Origin of the sequence: Agrobacterium sp. Azo12, from assembly GCF_029193765.2 — a bacterium.
Classification (GTDB): Bacteria; Pseudomonadota; Alphaproteobacteria; order Rhizobiales; family Rhizobiaceae; genus Agrobacterium.
In genome coordinates this window covers 1,358,426-1,382,472 of the sequence record NZ_JARFYO020000001.1, presented here as the reverse complement: position 1 = coordinate 1,382,472, position 24,047 = coordinate 1,358,426, and the positions used below count along the sequence as shown (strand labels likewise).

At 55.2% G+C, this 24,047-nt stretch carries 25 protein-coding genes; 10 read left to right on the top strand and 15 right to left on the bottom strand.

Annotated features, from left to right (window positions below; translation table 11 throughout):
• The first annotated feature begins 177 nt into the window (after positions 1-177).
• From ygfZ to PYL13_RS06330, 4 genes are all read left to right on the top strand, one after another.
• Positions 178-1,026 (top strand): CAF17-like 4Fe-4S cluster assembly/insertion protein YgfZ, encoded by an 849-nt coding sequence (ygfZ, locus tag PYL13_RS06345; RefSeq protein WP_275640784.1) that lies wholly within the window; start codon positions 178-180, stop codon positions 1,024-1,026.
• A 38-nt stretch (positions 1,027-1,064) separates the two neighbouring features.
• Positions 1,065-1,649 (top strand): HD family hydrolase, encoded by a 585-nt coding sequence (locus PYL13_RS06340; protein WP_275641381.1) that lies wholly within the window; start codon positions 1,065-1,067, stop codon positions 1,647-1,649.
• Positions 1,646-2,164, top strand: a complete 519-nt coding sequence (locus PYL13_RS06335; RefSeq protein ID WP_275640783.1) for a tyrosine phosphatase family protein — start codon at positions 1,646-1,648, stop codon at positions 2,162-2,164. Before PYL13_RS06340 ends, PYL13_RS06335 begins: the two co-directional genes overlap by 4 nt.
• Positions 2,165-2,304: 140 nt before the next feature.
• Positions 2,305-3,129 (top strand): mechanosensitive ion channel family protein, encoded by an 825-nt coding sequence (locus PYL13_RS06330; RefSeq protein ID WP_275640782.1) that lies wholly within the window; start codon positions 2,305-2,307, stop codon positions 3,127-3,129.
• A 69-nt stretch (positions 3,130-3,198) separates the two neighbouring features.
• On the opposite strand, the gene PYL13_RS06325 is transcribed toward PYL13_RS06330, so the two are convergent.
• The 3 genes from PYL13_RS06325 to PYL13_RS06315 form a co-directional block, all read right to left on the bottom strand.
• Positions 3,199-4,017, bottom strand: a complete 819-nt coding sequence (locus tag PYL13_RS06325) for an ABC transporter permease (RefSeq protein ID WP_250982982.1) — start codon at positions 4,015-4,017, stop codon at positions 3,199-3,201.
• A complete protein-coding gene (locus tag PYL13_RS06320; protein WP_275640781.1) occupies positions 4,014-4,802 on the bottom strand; it encodes an ABC transporter ATP-binding protein in 789 nt (262 codons plus the stop codon). The genes PYL13_RS06325 and PYL13_RS06320 overlap by 4 nt, the downstream gene beginning before the upstream one ends.
• Before the next feature lie 148 nt (positions 4,803-4,950).
• On the bottom strand, positions 4,951-5,982 hold the full coding sequence (locus PYL13_RS06315; RefSeq protein WP_275640780.1) for an ABC transporter substrate-binding protein: 1,032 nt from the start codon (positions 5,980-5,982) through the stop codon (positions 4,951-4,953).
• A gap of 268 nt (positions 5,983-6,250) precedes the next feature.
• Between PYL13_RS06315 and PYL13_RS06310 the strand changes: the two genes are divergently transcribed.
• From PYL13_RS06310 to PYL13_RS06295, 4 genes are all read left to right on the top strand, one after another.
• Positions 6,251-7,804, top strand: a complete 1,554-nt coding sequence (locus PYL13_RS06310) for a VOC family protein (RefSeq protein ID WP_275640779.1) — start codon at positions 6,251-6,253, stop codon at positions 7,802-7,804.
• A 164-nt stretch (positions 7,805-7,968) separates the two neighbouring features.
• Complete coding sequence (locus PYL13_RS06305; protein WP_275641380.1) at positions 7,969-10,800, top strand: DUF2339 domain-containing protein; 2,832 nt, start codon at positions 7,969-7,971, stop codon at positions 10,798-10,800.
• 61 nt (positions 10,801-10,861) lie between these two features.
• Positions 10,862-11,503, top strand: coding sequence for an HD domain-containing protein (locus tag PYL13_RS06300; RefSeq protein WP_275640778.1), 642 nt, complete (start codon positions 10,862-10,864; stop codon positions 11,501-11,503).
• Between the two features lie 10 nt (positions 11,504-11,513).
• On the top strand, positions 11,514-12,359 hold the full coding sequence (locus PYL13_RS06295) for an MOSC domain-containing protein (protein ID WP_275640777.1): 846 nt from the start codon (positions 11,514-11,516) through the stop codon (positions 12,357-12,359).
• 3 nt (positions 12,360-12,362) lie between these two features.
• Here PYL13_RS06295 and PYL13_RS06290 read toward each other — a convergent pair whose 3' ends face one another.
• Positions 12,363-12,803 carry a GNAT family N-acetyltransferase gene (locus PYL13_RS06290; RefSeq protein ID WP_275640776.1) on the bottom strand — a complete coding sequence of 147 codons (441 nt, stop codon included), beginning with the start codon at positions 12,801-12,803 and terminating at the stop codon, positions 12,363-12,365.
• A 159-nt stretch (positions 12,804-12,962) separates the two neighbouring features.
• Here PYL13_RS06290 and PYL13_RS06285 point away from each other — a divergent pair, with 159 nt between their 5' ends.
• The gene (locus PYL13_RS06285; protein ID WP_250982988.1) at positions 12,963-14,177 is read left to right on the top strand and encodes an MFS transporter; all 1,215 of its coding nucleotides are present in this window, start codon (positions 12,963-12,965) and stop codon (positions 14,175-14,177) included.
• On the opposite strand, the gene recO is transcribed toward PYL13_RS06285, so the two are convergent.
• From recO to rpoZ, 11 genes are all read right to left on the bottom strand, one after another.
• Positions 14,174-14,926, bottom strand: coding sequence for a DNA repair protein RecO (recO, locus tag PYL13_RS06280; protein ID WP_192487387.1), 753 nt, complete (start codon positions 14,924-14,926; stop codon positions 14,174-14,176). The genes PYL13_RS06285 and recO overlap by 4 nt on opposite strands.
• A 72-nt stretch (positions 14,927-14,998) precedes the next feature.
• A complete protein-coding gene (locus PYL13_RS06275; RefSeq protein ID WP_275640775.1) occupies positions 14,999-15,385 on the bottom strand; it encodes a response regulator in 387 nt (128 codons plus the stop codon).
• A gap of 116 nt (positions 15,386-15,501) precedes the next feature.
• Positions 15,502-16,254 carry a Crp/Fnr family transcriptional regulator gene (locus PYL13_RS06270; RefSeq protein WP_192487385.1) on the bottom strand — a complete coding sequence of 251 codons (753 nt, stop codon included), beginning with the start codon at positions 16,252-16,254 and terminating at the stop codon, positions 15,502-15,504.
• A gap of 91 nt (positions 16,255-16,345) precedes the next feature.
• Positions 16,346-17,293: a GTPase Era gene (gene era / locus PYL13_RS06265; RefSeq protein ID WP_275640774.1), complete on the bottom strand. Its 948-nt coding sequence runs from the start codon at positions 17,291-17,293 to the stop codon at positions 16,346-16,348.
• Between the two features lie 9 nt (positions 17,294-17,302).
• Complete coding sequence (gene rnc / locus PYL13_RS06260; protein WP_192487383.1) at positions 17,303-18,022, bottom strand: ribonuclease III; 720 nt, start codon at positions 18,020-18,022, stop codon at positions 17,303-17,305.
• On the bottom strand, positions 18,019-18,762 hold the full coding sequence (gene lepB, locus PYL13_RS06255; protein ID WP_192487382.1) for a signal peptidase I: 744 nt from the start codon (positions 18,760-18,762) through the stop codon (positions 18,019-18,021). Before lepB ends, rnc begins: the two co-directional genes overlap by 4 nt.
• Positions 18,763-18,887: 125 nt before the next feature.
• Positions 18,888-19,292, bottom strand: coding sequence for a holo-ACP synthase (gene acpS / locus PYL13_RS06250; protein WP_192487381.1), 405 nt, complete (start codon positions 19,290-19,292; stop codon positions 18,888-18,890).
• A complete protein-coding gene (locus PYL13_RS06245) occupies positions 19,289-19,822 on the bottom strand; it encodes a DUF2062 domain-containing protein (RefSeq protein ID WP_250983247.1) in 534 nt (177 codons plus the stop codon). Before PYL13_RS06245 ends, acpS begins: the two co-directional genes overlap by 4 nt.
• A 124-nt stretch (positions 19,823-19,946) precedes the next feature.
• Positions 19,947-20,093, bottom strand: coding sequence for a DUF3563 domain-containing protein (locus PYL13_RS06240; protein WP_192487379.1), 147 nt, complete (start codon positions 20,091-20,093; stop codon positions 19,947-19,949).
• A 189-nt stretch (positions 20,094-20,282) separates the two neighbouring features.
• Positions 20,283-22,517, bottom strand: coding sequence for a RelA/SpoT family protein (locus PYL13_RS06235; protein WP_192487378.1), 2,235 nt, complete (start codon positions 22,515-22,517; stop codon positions 20,283-20,285).
• A gap of 134 nt (positions 22,518-22,651) precedes the next feature.
• Complete coding sequence (gene rpoZ / locus PYL13_RS06230) at positions 22,652-23,047, bottom strand: DNA-directed RNA polymerase subunit omega (protein WP_192487377.1); 396 nt, start codon at positions 23,045-23,047, stop codon at positions 22,652-22,654.
• Between the two features lie 293 nt (positions 23,048-23,340).
• Between rpoZ and PYL13_RS06225 the strand changes: the two genes are divergently transcribed.
• Positions 23,341-23,910, top strand: coding sequence for a LabA-like NYN domain-containing protein (locus PYL13_RS06225; RefSeq protein WP_250982992.1), 570 nt, complete (start codon positions 23,341-23,343; stop codon positions 23,908-23,910).
• Positions 23,911-24,047 lie beyond the last annotated feature (137 nt).

The following is a 24,047-nucleotide window of genomic DNA, read 5'->3' as shown; positions in this document are numbered from 1 at the left end:
ACTGAAAGCCGATGCATTCGATAATGTGGCAAGCATGGCTTGCCGCAAGAACGTTCAATGCCTAAATCCCTGACATACAGTCTTGCCTTGTGTTGACTGATCCCTTTTCGCCGACTGTCGTCAGTGCGACGGGATATCGCCATCCATCACACCTGACACTTCAACAGGAACACATCCATGTCCTCCGCCTTTTTACCGCAGCAGCGCCAGATCGAGATTACGGGCAAAGACGCACAGGAATTCCTGAACAATCTCATCACCACTGACGTTGAGAACCTGCCGGAAAACGAGGTGCGCGCTGGCGCCCTTCTGACACCACAAGGCAAAATCCTGTTTGATTTCCTGGTGTCGCGTGAGGCGGACGGTTTTATTCTCGAAACCGATAGCAGCCAGCTGGACGCACTGATCCGCCGCCTGACCATGTACAAGCTGCGCGCAGCCGTTGAGATCAAACCGCACGCGCAGGACGGTGTCAGCGTTTTCTGGGATGGCGACAAACCTGAAGGTGCAAAACTGGATAGCCGCTTTGCCAAGGCAGGCATTGAGCTCTATCGCGCAGCCGGTGCCTCGGCTAGCGGCGCAATTGAGCCCTATGATGCGTTGCGGATTTCCGTTGGCATTGTTCATTCGGGCGCAGACTACGCCCTGCAGGATGCCTTTCCGCATGACGTGCTGATGGACGTCAATGACGGTGTATCCTTCAAGAAGGGCTGCTTCGTCGGACAGGAAGTCGTTTCGCGCATGAAACATCGTGGCACGGCCCGTAGACGTGTGGTGATCGTGGAGAGCGATGCTCCCCTTCCCGCTGGTGGCACCGATTTGACGGTCAATGGCAAAACGATTGGCACACTCGGCAGTGTGTCCGGCAATAACGGTGTGGCGATTGTGCGTATTGACCGCGTGGCAGATGCTCTGGCTACCGAGACGCCTATCCTGGCGGGCGAGACGCCTGTCAAACTCACATTGCCTGCGTGGAGCGGTTTGAGCTTCCCTGCCGCGGAACCCACAGCCAGCGCGGAGGAATAAGGTTGGCCGCGAAGCTCAACACCCGCGCATGGCAACGGATGTTGTCCGGCCGCCGCCTCGACCTGCTGGACCCCTCGCCGCTTGATGTTGAAATTGCTGACATTGCCCATGGTCTTGCCCGCGTTGCGCGCTGGAACGGCCAGACCCACGGCAATCACGCATTTTCGGTTGCGCAGCACAGCCTTATCGTTGAGACAATTTTCAGCCGCAGCAATGATGCTACGCCAGACGAAATGCTGATGGCCCTGCTGCATGATGCACCGGAATATGTGATCGGCGACATGATTTCACCGTTCAAGTCGGTGGTGGGCGGTGGTTACAAGTCGGTGGAGAAACGGCTGGAGGCGGCCATTCATCTGCGCTTCTCGTTGGCGCCGCACCCATCCAGCGAGCTCAAGGACCGCATCAAGAAGGCCGATACGGTTGCGGCCTATTTCGAAGCGACCGAGCTTGCGGGCTTTTCGATGACCGAAGCCAAAAAATTCTTTGGCCAACCCCGTGGTATTACCTGCGACATGCTGTTGATTGACCCTTTGCCGGCCCTTGAGGCCCAGCACCTGTTCATTGAGCGTTTCAACGCCATTGAAGCCTTGCGCACCCAGCAGAAAAGCGGTGTTGCATGACCGCAATTGTTGTTTCACCACTGGGGCGAATTGCCGAAATGGCGGTACGCCACAAGTCTCGTGAAATGGTCAGCCTGCTGGCCGAGAAACAGGATTTCCATCGCCCTGCGGTCATTCTTGCAGAGCGTCACCTGACGCTTGCGATGAATGACATCAGTTTTGCCGGCACCGGTAATTTGATCGCCCCGCAGGATGGTCATATCCAGAACCTGATCGATTTTGCGAAGAGGTGGGATCAGTCGGCGCCGCTGCTGGTCCACTGCTGGATGGGCGTTTCCCGCTCTCCGGCTGCTGCTGTCCTTGTTTCGCTGGCGCTATACCCGGAACAGAACGAACAGGATCTGGCCAAACGTTTGCGGCAGGCTTCACCCTATGCGACACCCAATTCACGGATCATCGAAATTGGCGACCGCCTGCTGAACCGTGATGGCCGATTGGTTGCCGCCTTCAAGGCTATTGGCCGCGGCGCCGATACAGATGGAAATGTTCCCTTTGTACTGCCATTGAACGGCTGACGACACCCAACGGCAGGTTTGACTGGTTCGAAGCACGCGTTGCGCGCTATATAAAATGCACAGCATTTTTGGCGGAACCATTTCCAATCTTTGTCGTTGGCAATTTGAACATTCAGGAAACAGGGCTTCAGAATAGTTTCATGGAACAACAAGCTACGGAATTTTTTGTCGCTTCGCAGGCGGCTCTTGGTCAGGCAAGCGCGCTGCTTGTGCAATATTCCTTCTCGATCGTGGGCGCTTTGTTGCTCTTGTGTATCGGCTGGTTGGCGGCATCGTTCGTGCAGCGCTGGGCTTTCGAGGGCCTGTCACGTATTCGCGGTTTTGACGAAACGCTGGCGCGGTTTTTCTCCGGTGCTATCCGCTATGTGATCCTTATTCTGGTCATCGTCATGGTGCTTGGCCAGTTTGGCGTGCAGACCGCCTCTATTCTGGCGGCTCTTGGTGCTGCAGGTTTGGCCATCGGTCTTGCCCTGCAAGGCACGCTGCAGAATATTGCTGCCGGTATCATGCTGCTGGTGCTGCGCCCGTTTCGGGTTGGTGAATATATTGAAACCAGTGCTGTCAGCGGAACTGTGATCGAAATTGGCCTGTTTGCCACCGAGCTTAAAACCAGTGACGGACTATACAGACTGGCTCCAAACTCGACGCTATGGAATGTGCCGATTACCAATTACAGCCGTTTCCCGTCGCGCCGTCACGAGCTAAGCGTTACCGTTCCTAAGGGCGAGAGCCTGGCGGAAGCACAGGACACGCTGATGAATGTCGCGCGCTCCAACAGCCGCGTGTTGCTTGAGCCGGCCCCCATCACCTTCATCGATTCCGTCAGCGGTGATACTGCAACCGTGAAGCTACGCTACTGGGCGCGCAGCGAAGGCTGGTGGGCAACAACCCGCGACATGACCAAGGCCATGAAGGTGGCGTTTGATGAACGCGCCGAAGTGACGGCGTCACAGCCAGCCGAATAACCGGCACACAATCCAAAAAGAAAAGGCCGATTTCGCAATCGGCCTCTTTCATTGCAGTGAATTTGTGGCTCATTGCCCCATGGTGGAGCGATGCGCCCAGCCGGTCATGCGTCTTTCAAGCCAGGCCATGACCGCGTACATGACGATACCTTCTATCGCCAACATCAGCAGGCCAGCAAACACCAGGGGCACGTTGAACTGGCTCTGCGCGGAGCTCATCATATTGCCCAGACCATAATTGGAGGCCACCGTTTCTGATACAACAGAACCCACGAAGGCGAGCGTGATGGCGATTTTCAGCGATCCAAAGAAATAGGGCATGGAGCGTGGGATACCCACCTTCAGCATGATATCCATTTTCTTCGCGCCAAGCGCGCGCAGCACATCTTCGGTTTCCGGCTCTATGGTCGCCAGACCCGTGGCAACATTCACCACGATCGGGAAGAAGGAAATCAGAAACGCCGTCAGAACAGCCGGCACCGTGCCGATACCGAACCAGATGACAAGGATTGGCACCAAGGCGACTTTCGGAATGGCATTAAAACCGATCATCAGCGGATAAAGCCCGGCATAAATGGTCTTTGACCAACCAATGAACAGGCCGATAGCTAGACCTGCGACAACCGCCAGAATGAAACCGAGCGTCGTCGTGTAAAGCGTCTGCAGCGAGTTTTTCCAGATGGGTGACCAATATTGGGCAATGGCCTGAAACACCCGTGTCGGCGACGGCAGGATGGTCGGCGGCATATCCAGCGCCTTGACCAGCAGTTCCCACGAAAGAAATAGTGCCAGCGTATAAAGCCACGGCGCCGCCTTGACCCAGTTGACGCGGGCGATCAGCGGTTTTGGACGTTCCGTGGCGATCCCGGTTTCGACGAACGCACTCATGCGGCTACCCTCGCCTTTGCAATTTCACCATGCAGTTCGTGCACCATGTCGTTAAAACCATGCTCATACATCAGGTCCAGTTGTCGGGGCCGGGCAAACGGCACCGTATGTTCTTTCAGGATACGGCCCGGTCGGGCCGTCATCACAAAAATCTTGTCCGCCAGAAATACCGCTTCACGCAGATCATGCGTGACGAGAATAATGGTGACGTTCTGGGCTGCGTGCAGATCGCGGATCACACACCACAGTTCTTCACGGGTGAAGGCATCCAACGCACCAAACGGTTCGTCCAGCATTAGCAGTTCCGGCTCATGGATCAGTGCGCGGCACAGATTGGCGCGCTGCTGCATACCGCCTGAGAGCTGCCAGGGAAACTTCGAGCCAAAGCCTTTCAAGCCGACAATCTCCAGCAGGCGTTCTGCCTTGGCGACATATTCGGCCTTGTTTGCACGCAAGCGATGGCGATGCTTTTCGACGATTTCCAGCGGCAACAGGATGTTTTCCAACGTCGTGCGCCATGGCAGCATAGTCGGGTTCTGGAACGCCATGCCAACAATCGACACAGGCTGTGTCACCTGTTTTCCAGCAACAATCACGTTGCCAACCTGCGGAATGTGCAGGCCGGTCACCAGCTTCATCAGCGTCGATTTTCCACACCCCGAAGGCCCGACGACCGCAGTGAATTGCCCCTTGTCCACGGTGAGGTTCAGACCTGACACGGCAAGCGTTCCCGCCGCGCCACCATAACGCATGTCAACGTTATCGATTTCAACCAGATGAGCCATGTTCCCAGTCCCTGTAATTCTGACGCTCACCTGCATGGGCGGGGACCGGGCGATTGTTGCCCCTCCCGGTCCATTCCCCATGCAAGTTTATGAGCGTTGGTAAATGCCCGGGAACAGCCCGGGCATAACGATGCGACTTTGCGGCCAATCAAGGCAGCATGCGTTCTTCCTTGGCTGGCAGATAGCTGGCATCAAAAACCTGCTCAGCCTTGACGTTGCCCTTGAGACCGAGCGAGATTTTCAGTGTTTCGATCGATGCGGCCAGACGCTCAGGATCAATACCGCCCATGCCGTTTTCAACGACGTAAGGTGTCTTGATGTTCATGGCATTGGCCATGTTGAGGCGCTCAAGTTCGATCTCGCTGTTCAGGGTTTCATTGCGCGCAAGAACGGCTGTGACACCCTCTTCCGGCTTGGCCACGGCATCAGCAAAGCCCTTGGCGAGAGCCTTTAGGAAACCCTTGACGGCTTCTGGATTTTTCTCGGCAAAATCAGTGTTTACCAGCACGGCGTTGCCATAAAGATTCAAGCCGTTTTCAGCCATCAGAATGGTGGCGATATCATCGTCGGAAATGCCCTGCGCCTTCAGGTTCAAAATGACCGAGAATGCAAAACCGAAGACCGCATCGACATCACCCTTGGCCAGCATCGGCTCACGGACCGGGAAGCCAATTGATTCGATGGTGATCTTGCTGTCATCAAGAGCCGCCACTTCCTTGAAGGCCTTCCACTGGGCAAACGCACCATCTGGTGGTGGCGCACCAAGCTTTTTGCCTTCCAGCGACTTCGGGTCTGTGGTGACGCCAAGCGACTTGCGGCCAACAACCGCAAATGTCGGGCGCTCATAAACCATGTAGACCGCCTTCACCTTCTGGCTTGGGTCTTCATCCAGGAATTTCATCACCGAGTTGATGTCGCCAAAGCCCATCTGGTAGGCACCGGTGGCAACGCGTGGAATGGCTTCCACCGAACCGTTACCGCTATCGATGGTGACATCCAATCCCTCGGCCTTGAAGTAACCCTTGTCCACCGCCAGCAGGAAGCCGGCAGCCGGACCTTCAAACTTCCAATCGAGCGTGAACTTGATTGGCGTTTCGGCAAAAGCCGGTGCAGCGAATCCGACCGAAAGGCCGAGAGCCGTAAATGTCGCGATTTTCGAAAACAACCTGCGCGTTAACATTGTTCTTCCCCCTGGAAGTTTTTGATTGAATTAGCCTTATCAAATCCAATTCAAACTCAAGGCGCAAGTGAAAAACGCACATAAAATATGCTATATTTAATGATGTTTATTTTTTAATCATTCACCAGCAAGACAAAAAGCACAACGCACGCTTTTTGCGCAAAACTTTCACCTCCTAGTGATATCCACACCCCTGCCCTTGCGTAATGTCAGGTGACGCGACCATATGGTGCAGAGCTGACAAGGATTGAAGAAAGGTCGTTTGAGCATGATCGCGGATGCAGGCATTCATCACATCACCATGATTGCCCGAAAGGTACAGGCCAATGTCGACTTCTATGCCGGATTTCTCGGCCTGCGCCTCGTCAAACGCACCGCAGGTTTTGAAGATGCGATGCAGCTGCACCTGATCTATGGCGATCACTCCGCAAGCCCCGGTTCCCTCGTAACGTTCCTGATCTGGGAAGATGGTGGTCAAGGCCGTGTGGGTCACGGGCAAACGCTCGAAGTATCTCTGGCGATTGATCCCGCCAGCATTGGCTTCTGGTTGACCCGCGCACTAACGGCAGGCATTCGCACCGAAGGCCCGATAGAGGAATTTGGCGAACCGGTCATCCGGCTGAAAGATCCTGACGGAATCATCGTCAAGCTTTGTGGCACGACCGCATTTGCCGAGGCCGACCCGCATGAAGCGCCGGGCATTCCGCGTGAGCATGCCATCCGCCGCATCCGTGGCGCGACGATGCTCAGCGAAGCGCAGGATGAGACCCAGAGCTTTCTGTCCCGCTATTTCGGTTATGTTTTCACACAACAGCAAGGCGCCATCCGCCGCATGGTTTCGGCTTCCGGCGATATTATCGATGTGCGCGATGCTACCGGTTTCTGGTCGAGCGCACCCGGTACCGGCACGGTTGACCACATTGCCTTTCGCGCCCGTAACGACGACGAATTGAACAGTGTGCATGCCGAGTTGAAAAAGCTGAACTCCAGCGTCACCAATGCCCATGACCGCAAATATTTCGCCTCACTCTATGTGCGTGAGCCCGGCGGCGTGCTGATCGAAATGGCGACCGATGGTCCCGGCATGACCATTGACGAAGCGCCCGACAGACTCGGTGAAGCGCTGTTCATTCCACCCGATTTTGAGGCCGACGCTGAGGCTGCCCGAGTTTCCCTGCCGCAATTTGCAATGCCGGGCGATGAGCGGGTGATTTACCGCGAATTGCCGTTCGTGCACCGCTTCTACACACCGCAGCAACCGGATGGCAGCGTATTGATATTGCTGCATGGTTCCGGCGGCAGCGAAACGAGCCTTATGCCTCTCGCCGCAAAAGCGGCACCAAACGCCACCCTGCTTGGGGTGCGCGGTCGCAGCACCGAAGAGGGCATTGCCCGCTGGTTCCGACGGTTTGGCAATTCATCCTTTGACCAGAACGATATTGCCCGCGAAGCCGAGGCCTTTGCCGCCTTTGTCGAGGGCGCGATTGCCGCCTACGGCATTGATGTCAAAAAACTGCGTTTCATCGGTCACTCCAACGGTGCCAACTTCCTGGCGGCATTTTTTGCGCTTCACCCGCAGTTTGCGGCCGAGACACTTCTACTGCGGGCCATGCCGGTGTTGGAACATTGGCCGGCGGCGGATTTGAGCGGCCGCAAAATCCTGCTCTCAGCCGGAGAGACCGACAGATACCGCGATCAGACTGTGCGTCTTTCCGAGATATTGTCAGGCGCAGGCGCAGAAATACGGCTGGAAACCGTGCCTCACGGACACGATATCGGTGCATCCGATATTGAGCTGGCTAAATCATGGCTTGCACAATAAATTCGCACACACGTATAAAACCGGATGAGGCACAGGAATGAACAGTGCTTCCGGACATGTTTTGTCACGGAAACGCCCCTCATTCCTGTTTATGCGCTGTTTAGCAGACATGGCCACGCGCTCGTGTTTCTGAACCGCTATAATCGGGAGAGTGACTATTGGAAATGCTCGTTCTGCTGGCCGTAGCCTATGTGGCCGCCTTTATCTACACGCTCGTTTCCAGTTTCCGCAGTGCCAGCCGCATCAATGTCCTTGAACGAGAAGTCAAGGCGCTGAAAAGAATGCTGGCAACTGGCCAGTCGCCCGTGGCAACGCAAGAGAGCCTGCAGGCCGAGGCAGAACAGCAGGACGCTTTACTTGGCGCAGGTGTGCCAGCAAACGATATTACCGCCTCCGACCTCACGCTTGGACCACAAGAGCAGCAACCCTCACGCCCCGCTGATCTCGTCGCGCAGGATGTGGCACAGGACCAGAATGTTGTCACAGAGGCACTACCAGAACAGCCGCCAGCAGCAGCAACCTTGCCGCCGCGCGAAAGCTTTGAAAACCGTCTAGGCGCGCGCTGGGCGGTTTGGGCCGGTGGCATCGCGCTGGCCTTGGGTGGCATCTTCCTTGTCAAATATTCCATTGAAAGCGGACTGCTCAGCCCTGCCGTACGCCTTGCTCTGGCCGGTATCTTTGGTCTTCTGCTGTGGGTTGCAGGTGAAGCGATTCGCCGAAAGGCCGTCCCCAGCGTAACAGCCGCCTATTCAAACGCCATGATTCCCGGCGTTCTGACGGCTGCAGGCTCACTCACCTTGTTTGGCGTGGTCTATGCCGCCTATGGAATCTACGAGTATATCGGCCCGGCAACAGCCTTTATAACGCTTGGTCTGGTGGCCTTTGCCACTCTTGGACTTTCGCTGCTGCATGGGCAGACACTGGCAGGGCTTGGTCTGTTTGGCTCCATGTTAACGCCAGCACTGATTTCGACCGAGACACCCAACATCTGGGCGCTGTTCATTTTCCTCACCATTTCCTGGGCCGCCACCGCATTCGCCTGCCGCAGCCAGAACTGGAAAATTGTCCCGGCACTTGCCAATGCCGGCCTCGGTCTCTGGGCGCTTGGTTATATCGGCGCCAGCGATGTCGTTGATTTGACACCACCAACACTAGCCTTGCTGGCAATGCTGGCTGGAACCATCTTCCTCTGGCCGGGCAAGGCGTTTGATGGACAACTGCAACAACAGGAAAGCGTCGCAGAGACGGATCCGCCGCAGAAGCCCACACCTGCCAGATTGTCCGTGCGCATGCTGAAACTGGCGGCGCGCCACCCGATCGCTATCAGCCTGACCGCATCACTGGCGGCGATCCTGCCCGCAATGGCCATGGTCCTGACAGCCGCATCGACAAATATTCATCCAAGCTTTGCCATGGCAAGCGTGATCGCTGCCCTTGCGGCGCTGGGTGCCAGCCGCCATTTTGCCGTATGGCCTGCGGTATTTTCCGCACTTGGCGCCCTTGCCATCGTCACACTGACCACCCGTAGCGTATTCTATTTCTCGGGAATGATTACCGGCACCAACATTGCCCTGCCGGCAGTCGCACAGGGCAATGGTACCGATATTGCCATCGCACTCGGCCTTGGCGCCATTTTCCTGCTGTGCAGCTTTGCCTTCCTCAAGCGCAAGGGCGAGCAAGATCCTGACTTTGCGTTGCTTTGGGCCGGCATTGCAGCCATCATTCCCGTATGGCTCGGCACAATTAGCTTTGTTGAATATGGTAACCTGACCCGCGACTGGCTGCACGCAGCCTATGGTCTGGCACTTGGCCTTATCCTGATTGCCGGGGCGGAGTGGCTGCACAGGCAGGATAAGGATGCTGCTTATCGGATGCCGCTCAACCTGCTGGTGACAGGCTCATTTATCGCCTTCGCCTTTGCCCTGCATACGCTGACCGATGGTTTAGCAACAACCGTACTGCTTTCCGTGCTGGGCTTTGTCTATGTTCTGGCCACCCGTTGGCGCACATGGGACGCTTTGCCGTGGATCATGGCCATCGCCAGCGTCGGCGTTCTTGGCCGCATCGCTTGGGAACCGACAATCGTCGGACCACAAAACCTTGGGCTGACGCCGGTGTTCAACGCGCTATTGCCCGGTTATGGCATTCCGGCGGTGCTGGCCATCGCTGCCGCTTACCTGCTGCGCAACTGGCCAGAAAACCGCATCAAGAACTTCCTGCAGGCCATTGCCAGCCTCATGGGCCTTCTGGCGATTGCCATCCTCGTTCGACACGCCATGAATGGCGGCATACTGAACGACGCGGTTCCGACACTTGGTGAACAGTCGATCTATACGCTTTTGACCATCGGCATGTCCGGCGTGTTGATGACGCTCGACCTGAAATCACCAAGCCCGATCTTCCGTGTTGGCTCGATGATTGCCGGTGCCATTGCCATGGTCAATGTTCTGACCATGCATTTCGGCGCACTCAACCCCTATTTCAGCGGTGAAAATACCGGACCATGGCCGTTCCTCAACCTGCTGCTGATTGGTTATCTGTTGCCTGGGATCGCCTATGGTGGACTTGCCTACTACGCGCGCGGCAAACGCCCGTTTGCCTATGTGGTGATGCTGGCACTGTCTGGTGCGGCACTTCTGTTTGCCTGGGCAACGCTGTCGGTGCGCCGTTTCTGGCAGGGCGAAAATATCGCCAGTTGGAAAGGCTTCCTGCAGAGCGAAACCTACACCTATTCGGTGGTATGGCTAGCAATCGGTGTTCTACTGCTGGCGCTCGGCTCGAAATTTGATGCCAAGAGCCTGCGCCTTGCTTCCGCAGGTCTAGTGTTGCTGGCGGTTGCCAAAGCCTTCCTTATTGACATGAGCAACCTTGAAGGTGTGCTGCGTGCCCTCTCCTTCATTGGCCTGGGTGTGGTGCTGATCGGAATTGGTCTGTTCTACCAGAAGATACTGACCGGAAAATCAGCGGCGGCAGTTCTCGCCGAAAGCAAGACGTGATGCAGATTGCCATGGCCTGCACTTGGTTCTAAACAGCGGAAAAATTCCAAGGAAAGAACATATGCAGGCCCAATCCTTCGCCCCCTTCGCTTCGCTTGCCGAGCATTTGATTCCTCACGCAACCGACGGCGATGACGGCTCGCATGATCTGGCCCATATCCACCGGGTGTTTCGCAACGCAATGCGTATTCATGCGACCGAAGGCGGCAATGGACCTGTTCTGGCGGCAAGTGTGTTGCTGCATGATTGCGTGGCCGTTGAGAAGAACTCACCGCTGCGGGCACAGGCCTCGCGGCTGGCGGCGGAAAAGGCCGAAGGCATATTGCTGGCGCTAAATTGGCAGACCGCAGATATCGAGGCGGTAAAACACGCCATTACCACGCACAGTTTTTCCGCCAATCTGGAGCCGCAGACGCTGGAAGCAAAAATCCTGCAGGATGCGGACAGGCTGGACGCCATTGGCATGGTGGGGGCAGCCCGGTGTTTCTATATTGCTGGTCGGTTGGGTTCAGCACTTTATGACCCGGAAGACCCACTCGCCAGAGAACGCCCCCTTGACGACAGGACATTTGCAATAGACCACTTCCAGACGAAGTTGTTCAAGCTGGCCGACGGTTTCAAGACAGAAACCGGAAGGGCGCTGGCCAAGGAACGGCATGACAGATTACAGCAGGTGCTGGATCTGTTTCTGGATGAAATCTGAGGAGGTTTGCATGCGCATATCGGCGCTGAATATCTACCCGCTGAAAAGTGCGCGCGGCATTCCGCTTTCGCAGAGCCCTATCACCTGGGAGGGTTTGCCCGGCGATCGCCGCGCCATGTTTGTGCATGCTTCCGGTCAGTTCATTACCCAGCGCGAATTGCCATCCATCGCGCGGATTACCGCCTTGCAGTCCGGCAGTGGACTGCGCCTGTCCACCGACACGGATGGCGAGATTCTCGCCCTGCCCTCGCCAGAGCGCATGGATGTCGTGGTGTGGAAATCGACAGTCAATGCAGCCGTGGCACCGGATGAGATCAACACCGTGCTATCAGGCTGGATGGGCACCGAACTCAAGCTGGTGTTTTTTGATGAGGCGTCCGCGCGCATCGCCTCTGAAGAATGGGCTGGCGATGAAACGCCCGTCACCTTTGCCGATGGCTATCAGATCCTCGTCACGACAACTGCCTCGTTGGCTGCACTCAATGAAAACATGGCTGCCAATGGCGAAGATGGCATTGGTATGGATCGTTTCCGTCCCAACATCGTGCTCGACACGGATGAGCCATGGGCAGAAGACCGCTGGGCGGCATTGGACATCAACGGCATCCGTTTTGATCTGGTCAAACCTTGTGCCCGCTGCATCATGACCACTCAGGACCAGCTAACCGGTTCGCGCGAGGGTGCGTCGCCCATGAAGGCGATGGGACGGTTGCGCATGTCGGCCGACCGCCGTGTGCCCGGCCCGCTTTTCGGTTGGAACGTAACACCGCGTGGTGAAGGCCAGATTGCCGTGGGTGACACGGCAACCATTATCGAAAGCCGCAACGAAGGCTGGGCAATCAAGAAGCGCGGTTAAACCTCAACCGCGCTTTTTCTCGTAACGAACATCACCCTTGTCATCGACGCCAACGGCAATCCAGTTGCGTTTCTGGTAAAAGCCATTGGCGCGAATATCCGGGGATGCATCCGTCTCCAGCCAGATGGTTTCATGGCTGGCAAACAGGACTTTCTCGGCTTTATCCATCAGTAGATTGCCAAGGCCACGGCCTTCAAATGACGGTTTCACGAACAACGCAAATACCGAGGCGTCTTCAAAGTCCACGATGGCGAAGGCAGCCGGCTGCCCGTCCACCTCGGCAATCCAGCCGCATTCTGCACTCTCCAGCGTTTCGGTCACCACATCCTGCGAGATGCCCATCTCCAGCAGTTGTTCATGCGTCAGATGGTTCTGCGTTACACTCGTCCGGATATCAAAAATGGCGTCGACATCAGCAGAGCGGGCACGGCGAACACATATCATTGGCTGAGATTTTCCTTTTAAATACAACATAGAATGGTGGCGATGCTTTTGACACCAAATGCAGTTTCCATCAACGCGCATTATGCACAACGTCAACAAAACTGATTGGCGCGAAAATATGAGGAAAGCTAATATGGGCGCCTATCAGGAGATTACTGAATGCCCGATTCTATCCGCCAGCCGATGCCCTGGCTCATCATCATTGCCGGATCGCTGATTGCCGTCATGACCTTTGGCCCGCGCTCGGCCATGGGCTTTTTCCAGCTGCCAATGTTGCAGGACACTGGCTGGGATCGCTCGACCTTTGGGCTTGCCATGGCGTTGCAGAACCTGTTCTGGGGCATCGGCCAGCCGTTTTTCGGTGCGCTTGCCGATAAATATGGAACAGGCCGTGTGCTTATTCTGTCCGGCATTCTTTACGCTGCGGGTCTGGTGTGCATGTCTTTTGGCACATCACCCTTCTGGCTGCATTTTGGCGGCGGCGTACTGGTCGGCCTTGGCATTGCCGCCGGTTCGTTCAGCGTCATCCTGTCGGCCTTTGCCCGCAATGTGACGCCGCAGCAGCGCACGATGGCGTTTGGTATCGGAACGGCCGCCGGTTCTGCCGGCATGTTCCTGTTTGCGCCCATCAGCCAAGGCCTGATTTCGGCCTATGGCTGGTCCGACAGCCTTGTCTATATCGGTGCAATGATGCTCATCGTGCCATTGCTGGCATGGCCGCTGCGCGGCAACGCGACATCCGGCACGCAGTCACAGGCGCAGTTTAAGCAAACGGCTGGCGAGGCCCTGCGGGAAGCTCTTGGCCACAAAAGTTATTTGTTGCTGACAACCGGCTTTTTTGTCTGCGGTTTTCAGGTGGCCTTTATCACCGCCCACTTCCCGGCCTATCTCGGTGATATCGGCATTGAACCACGTTACGCTGTCATTGCCATGGCACTGATCGGTTTCTTCAACGTCATCGGCTCGCTGGCGGCAGGTTACATCAGCCAGCGTTACTCCAAGCCTTATTTCCTTGCCTATATCTATATTGGCCGCTCGATTGCCGTGACGGCCTTTCTGCTGCTGCCGCAGACGCCGCTTTCAGTTGTCATTTTCGCTGCCGTGATGGGTCTGTTGTGGCTGTCCACCGTTCCGCCAACCAATGCACTGGTCGCCATTATGTTCGGCACGCGTCATTTGGGCATGCTCGGTGGCGTGGTGTTTCTCTCGCACCAGATCGGCTCATTCCTTGGCGTCTGGATGGGCGGCTACCTCTACGATATTCTCGGGTCTTACGATCTCGTATGGTGGCTTGGTGTCGGAATGGGTATCTTTGCAGCCATTGTTCACTGGCCAATCCGCGAACAGGCGGTTGAGCGACCAGCGATCGCCTAATCCAGCACTGGCTGCTGGACAGCCATCAACGCTTTTAATGCCGCCTGGACGAAACCGTCTCGGGCGGCATTGTCGTTTAGGCCACGCGGCTCATAAACATGGCGGTTGAGGAAATGACCGGTCAGTCGGAAAGCGGCGGTCAGGCTCTCACAGGTGGCGGCAGCTCTGCCCTGATGCCCAAGGAACGGCGGCAACATCAACATTCGGTCTGCATAGGGTTGACCGGCAGCACGACACACAGCACGCCCGGTTTTGGGTGAGACATAGACAAGTTCGTCGCGCGTGCCGGTTGCGGCACACTCACTCAAATCCAGTCCAAAACCGAGATCGTTCAGCACGGCGAGCTCAAACCGCACGAACAGTTCCCCGGCATCGGCGGGATTGGTCATATTTTCAAGAATCACATTCATCGCTTCAAACAGATGCGGATGCGGATCACGTTCCGGCAACAATCTGAGAAGCGCACCCATGGCCTGCACACCATAGACCGCCGTTGCCGTTTCCATCAACTGGGCGGCGCGCAAGCGCACCGGCTCCATGCGGTATTCACCAAGATGGTCATGCAGACGCGCACGCCAAGTCACATCAACCAGATTGCCCGGCTGCAACACCGGCTGCATGCTACGGGAACGACCGGACCGAACCATGCCCAAATGGCGGCCACGCGAACGACTCATCACCTCGGCGATAACACTCGTTTCGCCGTGGCGCTTCACGCCAAGAATGATTGCCTCGTCCTGCCACTGCATGGAATAAACTGCCGCTATGCTGATTCAAGTCACTCTACAGCATCGGCCCGTGAAGCGAAATTGCTTTACAGACTATCGCGCCTCAGACGAGGCGCGTTTTTCATGTTTGCCGAGAATGCCGGACACAAAGGTCGCAAATTCGCCGTCATCAAACGGTTTGCCCAGCACTACCGCCTGCTTCAAATCCTCGGGGAAGCCACTGGTATCGTTATAACCGCTGATAAAGCCGAAGGGAATTTGCCGCTCGCCCAGCGCACGCGCCAGATCAAAGCTGTTTTCTCCTGCGATGTTCACGTCCAGAAACACGCAATCATAAATGTGCGTTTCCAGAGCCGTAACTGCGCCTGCAATAGATGTCGCGATGTCAACCGTATCGAACCCCATACCAAGCAAGGTTGTCTCGATATCCAGCGCGACGAGATATTCATCTTCCAGCACGAGAACTCGTTGCCGCACCATATCTTTTCTCTATCCTCACCCGTCTGCCCGGCCCTCGCAACACTGCGACCCGTATTATGGAATCGCAAATACGGACCACGACGTCATTTAAAAAAGACATGTTCCTGGGCGTTAGCTCAGATAAACGGTCGACTCTGTTTGTCGTCACCGTCCCAACCAGCAACCGCCGCCAGACCTGCCTCATCCAGCACGAGACAGCCTTTGTCCGTCCAGCGCAACAGATTGCGATCGGAGAGCTTGCGCAGGGTCTTGTTGGTATGCACGATCGACAGGCCCAGCGTATCGGCCACATGTTGCTGGGTGACCGGCAGAGTATCTTCCTTACCAAGCAGATTGACCGCACGCGCCTTGCTGTAAAGAAATGCAATCAGGTAGGCGGCACGCTCCAGCGCAGTGCGTCGACCGATGCTGAGCAAGTGACTGTCCAGCATTCTCTCCTCACTGGCGGCAATCCAGGTCAGGTCATAGGCAAGCGTCGGATGATCGGTGAAAAGGTTGTTCAGCCTGCCACGTTCAAAAACGCACAAGGTGACCGGAGAGAGCGCTTCGACAGAATGCTGCATCTCTCCCATAACCGTGCCCTGAAGACCGACAAGATCGCCAGGCATGAGGTAATTGAGGATTTGCCGGCGCCCATCCTCCAGCGTCTTGTAGCGAAATCCCCAACCGTCGAGCACGGTATAAAGGTGGGCGCTGTGCGATCCTTCCATCAGGATCAGCGCGCCAGGTTCAACGGTCAGTTCACCGGTTTTGAAACGAGATACAAATGCGAGTTCACTACCAGAAAAATCTCGAAAATGCGGCATGTGCCGCAAGGGACACTTTTCACATGGGGTGGTTGACGATCCAGCTGGACTTCGAGGGGCCATTGATCCTCAGAACGGTTGTGAACAATTAAGTTATGCGATTACCAACTCGTACACTTAAAAATTGTTCCAACCGTCCCATTGAAAATCAGCCTTATCCCCTTGGGAATTCCAGACCCATTTCGCGGAAGCGTTCCGGGTCATTGCCCCAGTTCTCGCGCACCTTCACGAATAGGAAGAGATGCACCGTCTGCTCGAGGATCTCAGACAGTTCCTTACGGGACGCGGTTGAAATTGCCTTGATCGCATCGCCGTTTTTGCCAAGGGCGATTTTTTTCTGGCTGTCGCGCTCGACATAGATCACCTGTTCGATGCGAACAGAACCATCCTTGCGCTCTTCCCACTTTTCGGTTTCGACATGCGATGCATAAGGAAGCTCCTGATGCAGACGCAGGAACAGCTTTTCACGGGTGATTTCAGCAGCCAGCTGGCGCATCGGCAAATCGGAAATCTGGTCTTCCGGATAATACCAAGGGCCTTCCGGCAGCTTTTCCGCCAGATAATCCATCAGGTCATCACATCCGGAACCATTGGTGGCCGAAATCATGAAGGTGCGCTCAAAATTCACTTCGGCATTGGCAGCAGCCGCCAGCTTCAAAAGATCTTCGCGCTGCACCTGGTCGATCTTGTTGAGGCACAGGATCTTTGGCTGTGGCACATCTTTGAGGCCGGTGAGAATGGCTTCCGCATCGCCTTTCAGACCGCGCTCACTGTCGATCAGCAACAGAATGACATCCGCATCCTTGGCACCACCCCAGGCAGACGTCACCATGGCGCGGTCCAGCTTACGGCGTGGTTTGAAAATGCCAGGCGTGTCCATGAACACTATCTGGGCATTGTTGTGAATGGCGATGCCACGCATCACGGCGCGTGTCGTCTGCACCTTGTGGCTGACGATGGACACTTTCGCACCGACCAGCCGGTTTACCAGCGTCGATTTGCCGGCGTTGGTCGGGCCGATAAGCGCGACAAACCCGGAATGGGTTGGACCGGCGACAACGGTTTCGTCGCCCAGGCCTTCAGTGTTTTCATGTTCGGTCATAATGTCCAATCAGTCTGCGGCGGGCGTTTTGTGCCAGACGCCTTCTCGTTCGAGTAATTTGGTGGCGGCAACCTGTTCTGCTGCGCGTTTCGAGCGTTCAACACCCGTTTCCGGTGCGACGCCGGGAATTTCCACGGTCACTGTAAAGCGTGGATCGTGATCCGGTCCACTGCGATCGTCAACCCTGTAAGATGGGGTGACGGCAAAACGGGCGTGCGCCCATTCCTGAAGTTCGGTTTTGGCGTCACGGCGACCGGCATCAATGCGGGTGGCGCGCTTCTGCCAAAATTTGAGAATGAAGCGTCGCGAGGCATCCAGTCCGCCGTCGAGATAGATCGCGGCAATCAGGCTTTCCACAACGTCGGCGCGAACATTCAGCATGCTCTTGCCGGTCAGTTTCTTGACGTCTGCGCCGGTACGAATGAATTGATGCAGGCCCATTTCATCGGCGATGGCGGCGCAGGATTCTGCGCTGACCAACTGGTTCAGACGAACAGACAGTTCGCCTTCCGCAGCAGAGCGGAAGGTGGAAAACAGAAGTTCTGCAACACATAGGCCCAGAACGCGGTCGCCCAGAAATTCCAGTCTCTCATAATTTCCGGCGGAAGCAGAACGGGCACTTGCATGCGTCAAGGCGCGGTCAAGCCGCGCCTTTTCTGTGAATACGTGACCGATGAGAGCTTCGATACGGCCAATTTCCTCCGGCGAAAGAGGTTTTGCCTTGCTCATTCCACGGCCTTGAACAGTCTGTCCCAACGCATGTTGGCAGGCCATTTCCAGAATTCACGGAAGGATGTGTCATTGCCTAGCGAGAAGAAGATGATGCTGGCGCGGCCGATCAGGTTTTCCGCTGGAACGAATCCGACGTCAAAACGGCTGTCGAGAGAGTTGTCACGGTTATCGCCCATGAAGAAGTAGTGGCCTTCCGGCACGACAAATTCACGGGTGTTATCGCCGCGCGAATCCTGCACCTGATCCAGCGTATCATAGGTCACGCCGTTATCGAGCGTTTCCCGGAATACCGGAACGTCAGAGCCTGGATCAAGGCGGTAATCAGAGGTGAAGGTGCCGTCAGGCTGCTTTGGAACCGGCTTGCCATTGATGAACAGCACGCCATTGGTCACCTGAATACGGTCACCCGGCAGGCCGACGAGACGCTTGATGTAATCCACTTCCGGGTTTGGCGGCAGACGGAATACGATGATGTCACCACGCTCCGGCTCGCTTGCAAAAATGCGGCCCGAAAACAGGTTTGGCGAAAATGGCAGCGAATATTTCGAATAGCCGTAGGAGAACTTGTTCACGAACAAATAGTCGCCAACCAGCAGCGTCGGCATCATCGAGCCGGACGGAATGGTGAAAGGCTGAAACAGAACCGTACGAATAACCATCGCAAGCAGCAGTGCCTGCACGATGACCTTGATGTTTTCCCAAAGGGCGCTCTGCTTCTTTTCAGCTTTATCGGACACTTAAAGACCTGCCTGCTCGTTCCTAAAATCGAAGACTTCTCTAGAACCTTTCCAGCGTAAAGGAAAGTATTCTGTTTCAATGCCAGACCGTGGCGGCAATTTCACCACCGCCTGGCGAAAATTGCTCAAGCGCTGACGGGCCTTGCCTCAATAATCACGAATGCTTGAGCGTAAGGAAATTCGTCTGTTATCGTTAGATGGATAAATGCTTCGTGGCCTGCCGGCAGCAATTTTGCCAGATGTTCACCTGCCCCGCCAGTCAGGGCCATGGTCGGTTTTCCACCCGGCAGATTGATAACACCCATGTCGGTCCAGAACACGCCATGCGAAAGCCCGGTGCCTAAAGCCTTGGAACAGGCCTCCTTGGCTGCAAAACGTTTGGCATAGGACGCAGCCCGGTTTTTCCGTCCGTCGGATTTGGCCCGTTCAATGGGCGTAAAACAGCGGTGGGTGAAACGTTCGCCAAAACGTTCAATAGACTTCTCGACCCGGCGAATGTCGATGAGATCACTGCCGATGCCGATTATCATGCAGAAATTCCTGTATCGTTATTGGAGAAAGAAAGTGCTTGCTGACGCTGCCGGCGCATGGCGCGCAGCAGAAAAAAAACACCAAAATAGGCAATGAAGGCGCTTAACAGTGCAGGAAGCGCCGATCCGACAATCATGGGCTCCAGCACGGGCCGCCAGAGTTCGCGGAAACTCACATGGTGGATAAGCGAACCCAGATCGAGATTATTGGTGGCAGCCGTTTCGTCCCTGCGCAAAAGCAGGCGACCGATTTCCCATGTGGATGCCCAGATGAAGGGAAGTGTCAAAGGATTGGCAACCGCCGTTCCCAGTGCCGCAGCCACAAGACTGACACGCAATATGAAGCCCACAGCCAATGCCAGAATAATGTGGACACCCAGAAATGGCGTCCACGCAACGGCAACACCGATGGCAAAGCCTGCCGCAATCGAATGCGGCGACGCCGAGAGGCGTGAAAGTCGCAGCGCCAGATAGCGAAACGAACGCTTAAACCCTTTGCGCGGCCAAATCAGCGCGCGCAATCTTTCCACAAATCCAGCAGGTTTTTTCCGGCGAAATGGCATCTGATTAGCTTATTGCATCGCTTCAAAACCGCCAAGCGGCGTTTGTTACAAAATGCAATCCATAGAGGCCTTGCCGTTAAACCTGACTAGATTAACGGCGGAACAGGCCGCGATCGATTTCGCGCTGACGAAACTCAAGATCAACCTGCGACATCGAAGCATTGAGGTAGTCAAACTCGCGTTCCTGGACAGTCTTACCACGAACAGCACGAGCAATCTTACGAATAGGACTAAACATGATCTTTTCCTTTTCTTCCAAACCGGCCCTGAATTGAATTTTCACCAAGGCGTCGGAAACTTTGTTCCTGTTTTCTGATCTGGAAGATAGTCCTGCACGAGCAACTTGACTACAGACATGAAAAGGCCGCTGGTATGCACTCCACGCATAACAACGGCATTAATGTCTATTTTGCGTGCAATTTCTGCCTCAATCGAAGGCACGTGTCACGGTTGAGACGCAATCGAGGTCCTTCAATTGCGACTGAAGCTGATTCAACTGACGCAAATCCCAGACTTCGACATCAAGCGACAGCTCGGAGAAGTCCGTACCGATGCGGATCATGTTAAGGCTGCGAATGTTGACGTCGAGCGTGGCGATGGATTGCGCAACAGAGGCAAGCGTGCCGGGCTCATTCAAGGCATTGATCATCAGACGCGCCATGAAGCGTGACTTGTTGGCCTCGTCCAGATCCCAGCGCACATCAATCCAGCGTTCCGGCTCATCATCAAAGCGCTGCAATGCCGGCGACTGGATGGGGTAGATGGTAATACCCTTGCCCTTTTCCATGATGCCGACGATACGATCACCCGGCACGGCACCAGCCGAACCGAAATGTACGTCAACATTTCCGGACAGACCGCGGATCGGCAAAGGATCAGGTCCTTCGGCAATCTCTGCCGCACCATCGTCTTCCAAAACAGAACGCGACTTGCCGGGAATCTTGAAGACCATGCCGGATGCGCTGCGCATGTTAAACCAGCCGTCATCGCCATTCAGCTTCACGGTGACGCGCTCGTCCTGATAATCAGGATAAACTGCACGCAACACGTCGAGCGACGACATTTCGCCACGACCAACAAGCGCGATCGCGTCTTCAACGTCCTTCTGCGCCAAACGATGCAGGGCTGGTTTCAGCGCATCTCGAGAGAAGGCCTTGCCTGCGCGCTCAAAGGTGCGCTCCAGAATACGGTAGCCAAGGCCTGCGTATTGTTTGCGGATGGCCATACGGGTTGCACGGCGAATGGCGGCACGCGCCTTTCCGGTGACCACAATCTCTTCCCAAGCGGCAGGAGGCACCTGCACGCCGGAGCGAATGATCTCGACTTCATCACCGTTATTAAGGCGCGTTACCAAAGGCATGATACGGCCGTTGATCTTCGCACCTACGGTCGTGTCACCGATGTTGGTGTGAACCGCATAAGCGAAGTCGATGGGCGTTGCACCACGCGGCAGCGCAATCAGCTTGCCCTTCGGCGTGAAGCAGAACACCTGATCCTGGAAAAGTTCGAGCTTGGTGTGCTCCAGAAACTCTTCCGGATTGTCGCCTTCGGCAAGCGCCTCGATTGTGTGACGCAGCCAGGAATAGGCGTTGGATTCCGGAGAGAGCAAATCCCCCTCGCCGTTTTCGCCATCCTTGTACAGTGAATGCGCAGCGATGCCGAACTCGGCAATCTCGTGCATGCGCTTGGTTCTGATCTGCAGCTCGATACGCTGACGAGACGGACCAACAATGGTGGTGTGGATAGAGCGGTAGTCGTTCTGCTTCGGCGTCGAGATATAATCCTTGAAGCGGCCAGGCACCACGCGCCAGCGCGTATGCACAATGCCCAAGGCACGGTAACAAGACGGGATATCACCGACCAGAAGACGGAAGCCGTAAACGTCAGAAAGCTGCTCGAACGACAGTGACTTCGACTGCATCTTACGGAAAACCGAATAGGGCTTTTTCTGCCGCCCCTTGACCATGGCACCGATTATTCCGTTCGCTACCAGCAGATCACGCAGTTCGTCCTCAATCTTCTTGACGAGACCCTGATTGCGCTCCTCAAGCTCACTGAGTCGCTTTGTCACGGTCTCGTAGGCCTCAGGATTGAGATAACGGAAGGACAGATCCTCCAGCTCGTCACGCATATCCTGCATACCCATGCGGCCGGCAAGCGGCGCATAGATTTCCATGGTTTCTTCGGAAATACGGCTGCGTTTGTCCGCAGGCATGTACTCCATCGTGCGCATGTTGTGCAGACGGTCGGCCAGCTTGACCAGCAACACCCGCACGTCGTCGGAGATGGCCAGCAACAGCTTGCGCAGGTTTTCCGCCTGCTTGGCCTTCTTGCTGACCAGATCCAGCTTCTTGAGCTTTGTCAGACCTTCAACAAGGCGGCCGATATCCTCGCCGAACAGCTCGTCGATTTCCTGACGGGTGGCAGAGGTATCTTCAATTGTGTCATGCAGGAGAGCAACAGCGATGGTCGATTCATCGAGGTGCATTTCGGTGAGAATGGCGGCAACTTCAAGCGGATGCGAAATGTAGGGGTCACCGTTGGCGCGTTTCTGCTGGCCATGTTTTTGCATCGCATAAACATAGGCTTTGTTCAGCAGCGCCTCGTTTGCATCCGGCTTGTATTTTTGAACCCGCTCAACGAGTTCGTATTGCCTCATCATTGGAAACCAACCGCCATTAAAAAGAAAGCGCGCCAATCTATTAGATTGGCGCACAATTCTGCATCATATGGGATCAAATTATGACAGCAAAGATTTACAGACGGTAACCGCCTGCCCTAGCCGACATAAGAGAATCAATAATCGTCGCTTTTTTCCGGCGGAACGAGGCCTTCGATACCGGCCAGCAGATCCTCTTCCGACATCTGGTCGAATGTGATCGCTTCTGGCTGGTCATCCTCTTCGCTGTCGGAAGATGCAGCATTTGCCGCAACAGCAGCTGGATCGGGCTCTGGCTCATCCACTTCAACATGCTTCTGCAGCGAATGGATGAGGTCTTCCTTAAGGTCGTCAGGAGACAGGGTTTCGTCAGCAATTTCGCGCAGAGCCACGACCGGGTTCTTGTCGTTGTCGCGATCAATCGTGATCTGCGAGCCCTGAGAGATCTGCCGTGCGCGGTGGCTTGCGAGAAGCACCAGCTCAAAACGGTTGTCTACCTTATCAATGCAATCTTCTACTGTGACACGGGCCATTGCCTGTCCTTTGCGGTCGTTATATCGCTTGTATGCTTGCCCGATACAGTGATTGGGCACAAAATTCAAGTTTTTCGTGAATGGGCGTAACTTTAGTAGGATTTGCGCATTGTTTGCGCTTTTAGGTGAATTATCAGCCATAATTGACTTGGAATAAAGCTAAACCTCGAATAATGAACTTTATATGACGTGCTCATAATGTATGATGAGTAACTAAAGTGATTTGCTACTACCGGTTTTGAAATCCTGGTCAGCATTTCTGGCCCGCATTTATGAGGAAGGACCAACCATACATGTTCGATCCCCGAGAGAAAATTGCTCTCTTCATCGACGGCGCAAATCTCTACGCAGCTTCTAAAAATCTCGGCTTTGATATTGACTACCGCAAGCTGCTAAAAGCTTTCCAGAAACGAGGTTACCTTCTGCGTGCGTATTATTACACGGCCCTTATTGAAGATCAGGAATATTCATCCATCCGACCATTGATCGACTGGCTTGATTACAACGGCTACAAAGTTGTGACCAAACCTGCCAAGGAATTCACCGATTCCATGGGCCGCCGTAAAATCAAAGGCAATATGGACATTGAACTGGCTGTCGATGCCATGGAGCAATCCAGCACTGTCGACCATCTTGTCATATTTTCTGGTGATGGTGATTTCACCACACTCGTCGATGCCCTGCAGCGTAGAGGCCGCAAGGTTTCCGTCGTTTCCACCATGGCAACACAGCCACCAATGATTGCTGACGACCTGCGTCGCCAAGCAGATCACTTCATCGATCTCGTATCCTTGAAAGCAGAGATTGGCCGTGACCCGTCGGAAAAACCACAGCGTGTTACCGAAGGCGCAATTCAGGAATAAAATCTTGTTCTGGAATTTATACTTCATCTTCACAAGACCGCACTGTCGAACAGCCTAGTGCTTTGACAGTGCGGTATCATTTTTACATTCTCTGCATTTCCACACAATGGATTTTATAGTTTTTGTTTAATCCGCAT

What these genes read in the sequence shown, in the direction of transcription:
- ygfZ (WP_275640784.1), top strand. Translation starts at nt 178, where the DNA reads ATGTCCTCCGCCTTTTTACCGCAGCAGCGCCAGATCGAGATTACGGGC.
- PYL13_RS06340 (WP_275641381.1), top strand. Translation starts at nt 1,065, where the DNA reads ATGTTGTCCGGCCGCCGCCTCGACCTGCTGGACCCCTCGCCGCTTGAT.
- PYL13_RS06335 (WP_275640783.1), top strand. Translation starts at nt 1,646, where the DNA reads ATGACCGCAATTGTTGTTTCACCACTGGGGCGAATTGCCGAAATGGCG.
- PYL13_RS06330 (WP_275640782.1), top strand. Translation starts at nt 2,305, where the DNA reads ATGGAACAACAAGCTACGGAATTTTTTGTCGCTTCGCAGGCGGCTCTT.
- PYL13_RS06325 (WP_250982982.1), bottom strand. Translation starts at nt 4,017, where the DNA reads ATGAGTGCGTTCGTCGAAACCGGGATCGCCACGGAACGTCCAAAACCG.
- PYL13_RS06320 (WP_275640781.1), bottom strand. Translation starts at nt 4,802, where the DNA reads ATGGCTCATCTGGTTGAAATCGATAACGTTGACATGCGTTATGGTGGC.
- PYL13_RS06315 (WP_275640780.1), bottom strand. Translation starts at nt 5,982, where the DNA reads ATGTTAACGCGCAGGTTGTTTTCGAAAATCGCGACATTTACGGCTCTC.
- PYL13_RS06310 (WP_275640779.1), top strand. Translation starts at nt 6,251, where the DNA reads ATGATCGCGGATGCAGGCATTCATCACATCACCATGATTGCCCGAAAG.
- PYL13_RS06305 (WP_275641380.1), top strand. Translation starts at nt 7,969, where the DNA reads ATGCTCGTTCTGCTGGCCGTAGCCTATGTGGCCGCCTTTATCTACACG.
- PYL13_RS06300 (WP_275640778.1), top strand. Translation starts at nt 10,862, where the DNA reads ATGCAGGCCCAATCCTTCGCCCCCTTCGCTTCGCTTGCCGAGCATTTG.
- PYL13_RS06295 (WP_275640777.1), top strand. Translation starts at nt 11,514, where the DNA reads ATGCGCATATCGGCGCTGAATATCTACCCGCTGAAAAGTGCGCGCGGC.
- PYL13_RS06290 (WP_275640776.1), bottom strand. Translation starts at nt 12,803, where the DNA reads ATGATATGTGTTCGCCGTGCCCGCTCTGCTGATGTCGACGCCATTTTT.
- PYL13_RS06285 (WP_250982988.1), top strand. Translation starts at nt 12,963, where the DNA reads ATGCCCGATTCTATCCGCCAGCCGATGCCCTGGCTCATCATCATTGCC.
- recO (WP_192487387.1), bottom strand. Translation starts at nt 14,926, where the DNA reads ATGCAGTGGCAGGACGAGGCAATCATTCTTGGCGTGAAGCGCCACGGC.
- PYL13_RS06275 (WP_275640775.1), bottom strand. Translation starts at nt 15,385, where the DNA reads ATGGTGCGGCAACGAGTTCTCGTGCTGGAAGATGAATATCTCGTCGCG.
- PYL13_RS06270 (WP_192487385.1), bottom strand. Translation starts at nt 16,254, where the DNA reads ATGGCCCCTCGAAGTCCAGCTGGATCGTCAACCACCCCATGTGAAAAG.
- era (WP_275640774.1), bottom strand. Translation starts at nt 17,293, where the DNA reads ATGACCGAACATGAAAACACTGAAGGCCTGGGCGACGAAACCGTTGTC.
- rnc (WP_192487383.1), bottom strand. Translation starts at nt 18,022, where the DNA reads ATGAGCAAGGCAAAACCTCTTTCGCCGGAGGAAATTGGCCGTATCGAA.
- acpS (WP_192487381.1), bottom strand. Translation starts at nt 19,292, where the DNA reads ATGATAATCGGCATCGGCAGTGATCTCATCGACATTCGCCGGGTCGAG.
- PYL13_RS06240 (WP_192487379.1), bottom strand. Translation starts at nt 20,093, where the DNA reads ATGTTTAGTCCTATTCGTAAGATTGCTCGTGCTGTTCGTGGTAAGACT.
- PYL13_RS06235 (WP_192487378.1), bottom strand. Translation starts at nt 22,517, where the DNA reads ATGATGAGGCAATACGAACTCGTTGAGCGGGTTCAAAAATACAAGCCG.
- rpoZ (WP_192487377.1), bottom strand. Translation starts at nt 23,047, where the DNA reads ATGGCCCGTGTCACAGTAGAAGATTGCATTGATAAGGTAGACAACCGT.
- PYL13_RS06225 (WP_250982992.1), top strand. Translation starts at nt 23,341, where the DNA reads ATGTTCGATCCCCGAGAGAAAATTGCTCTCTTCATCGACGGCGCAAAT.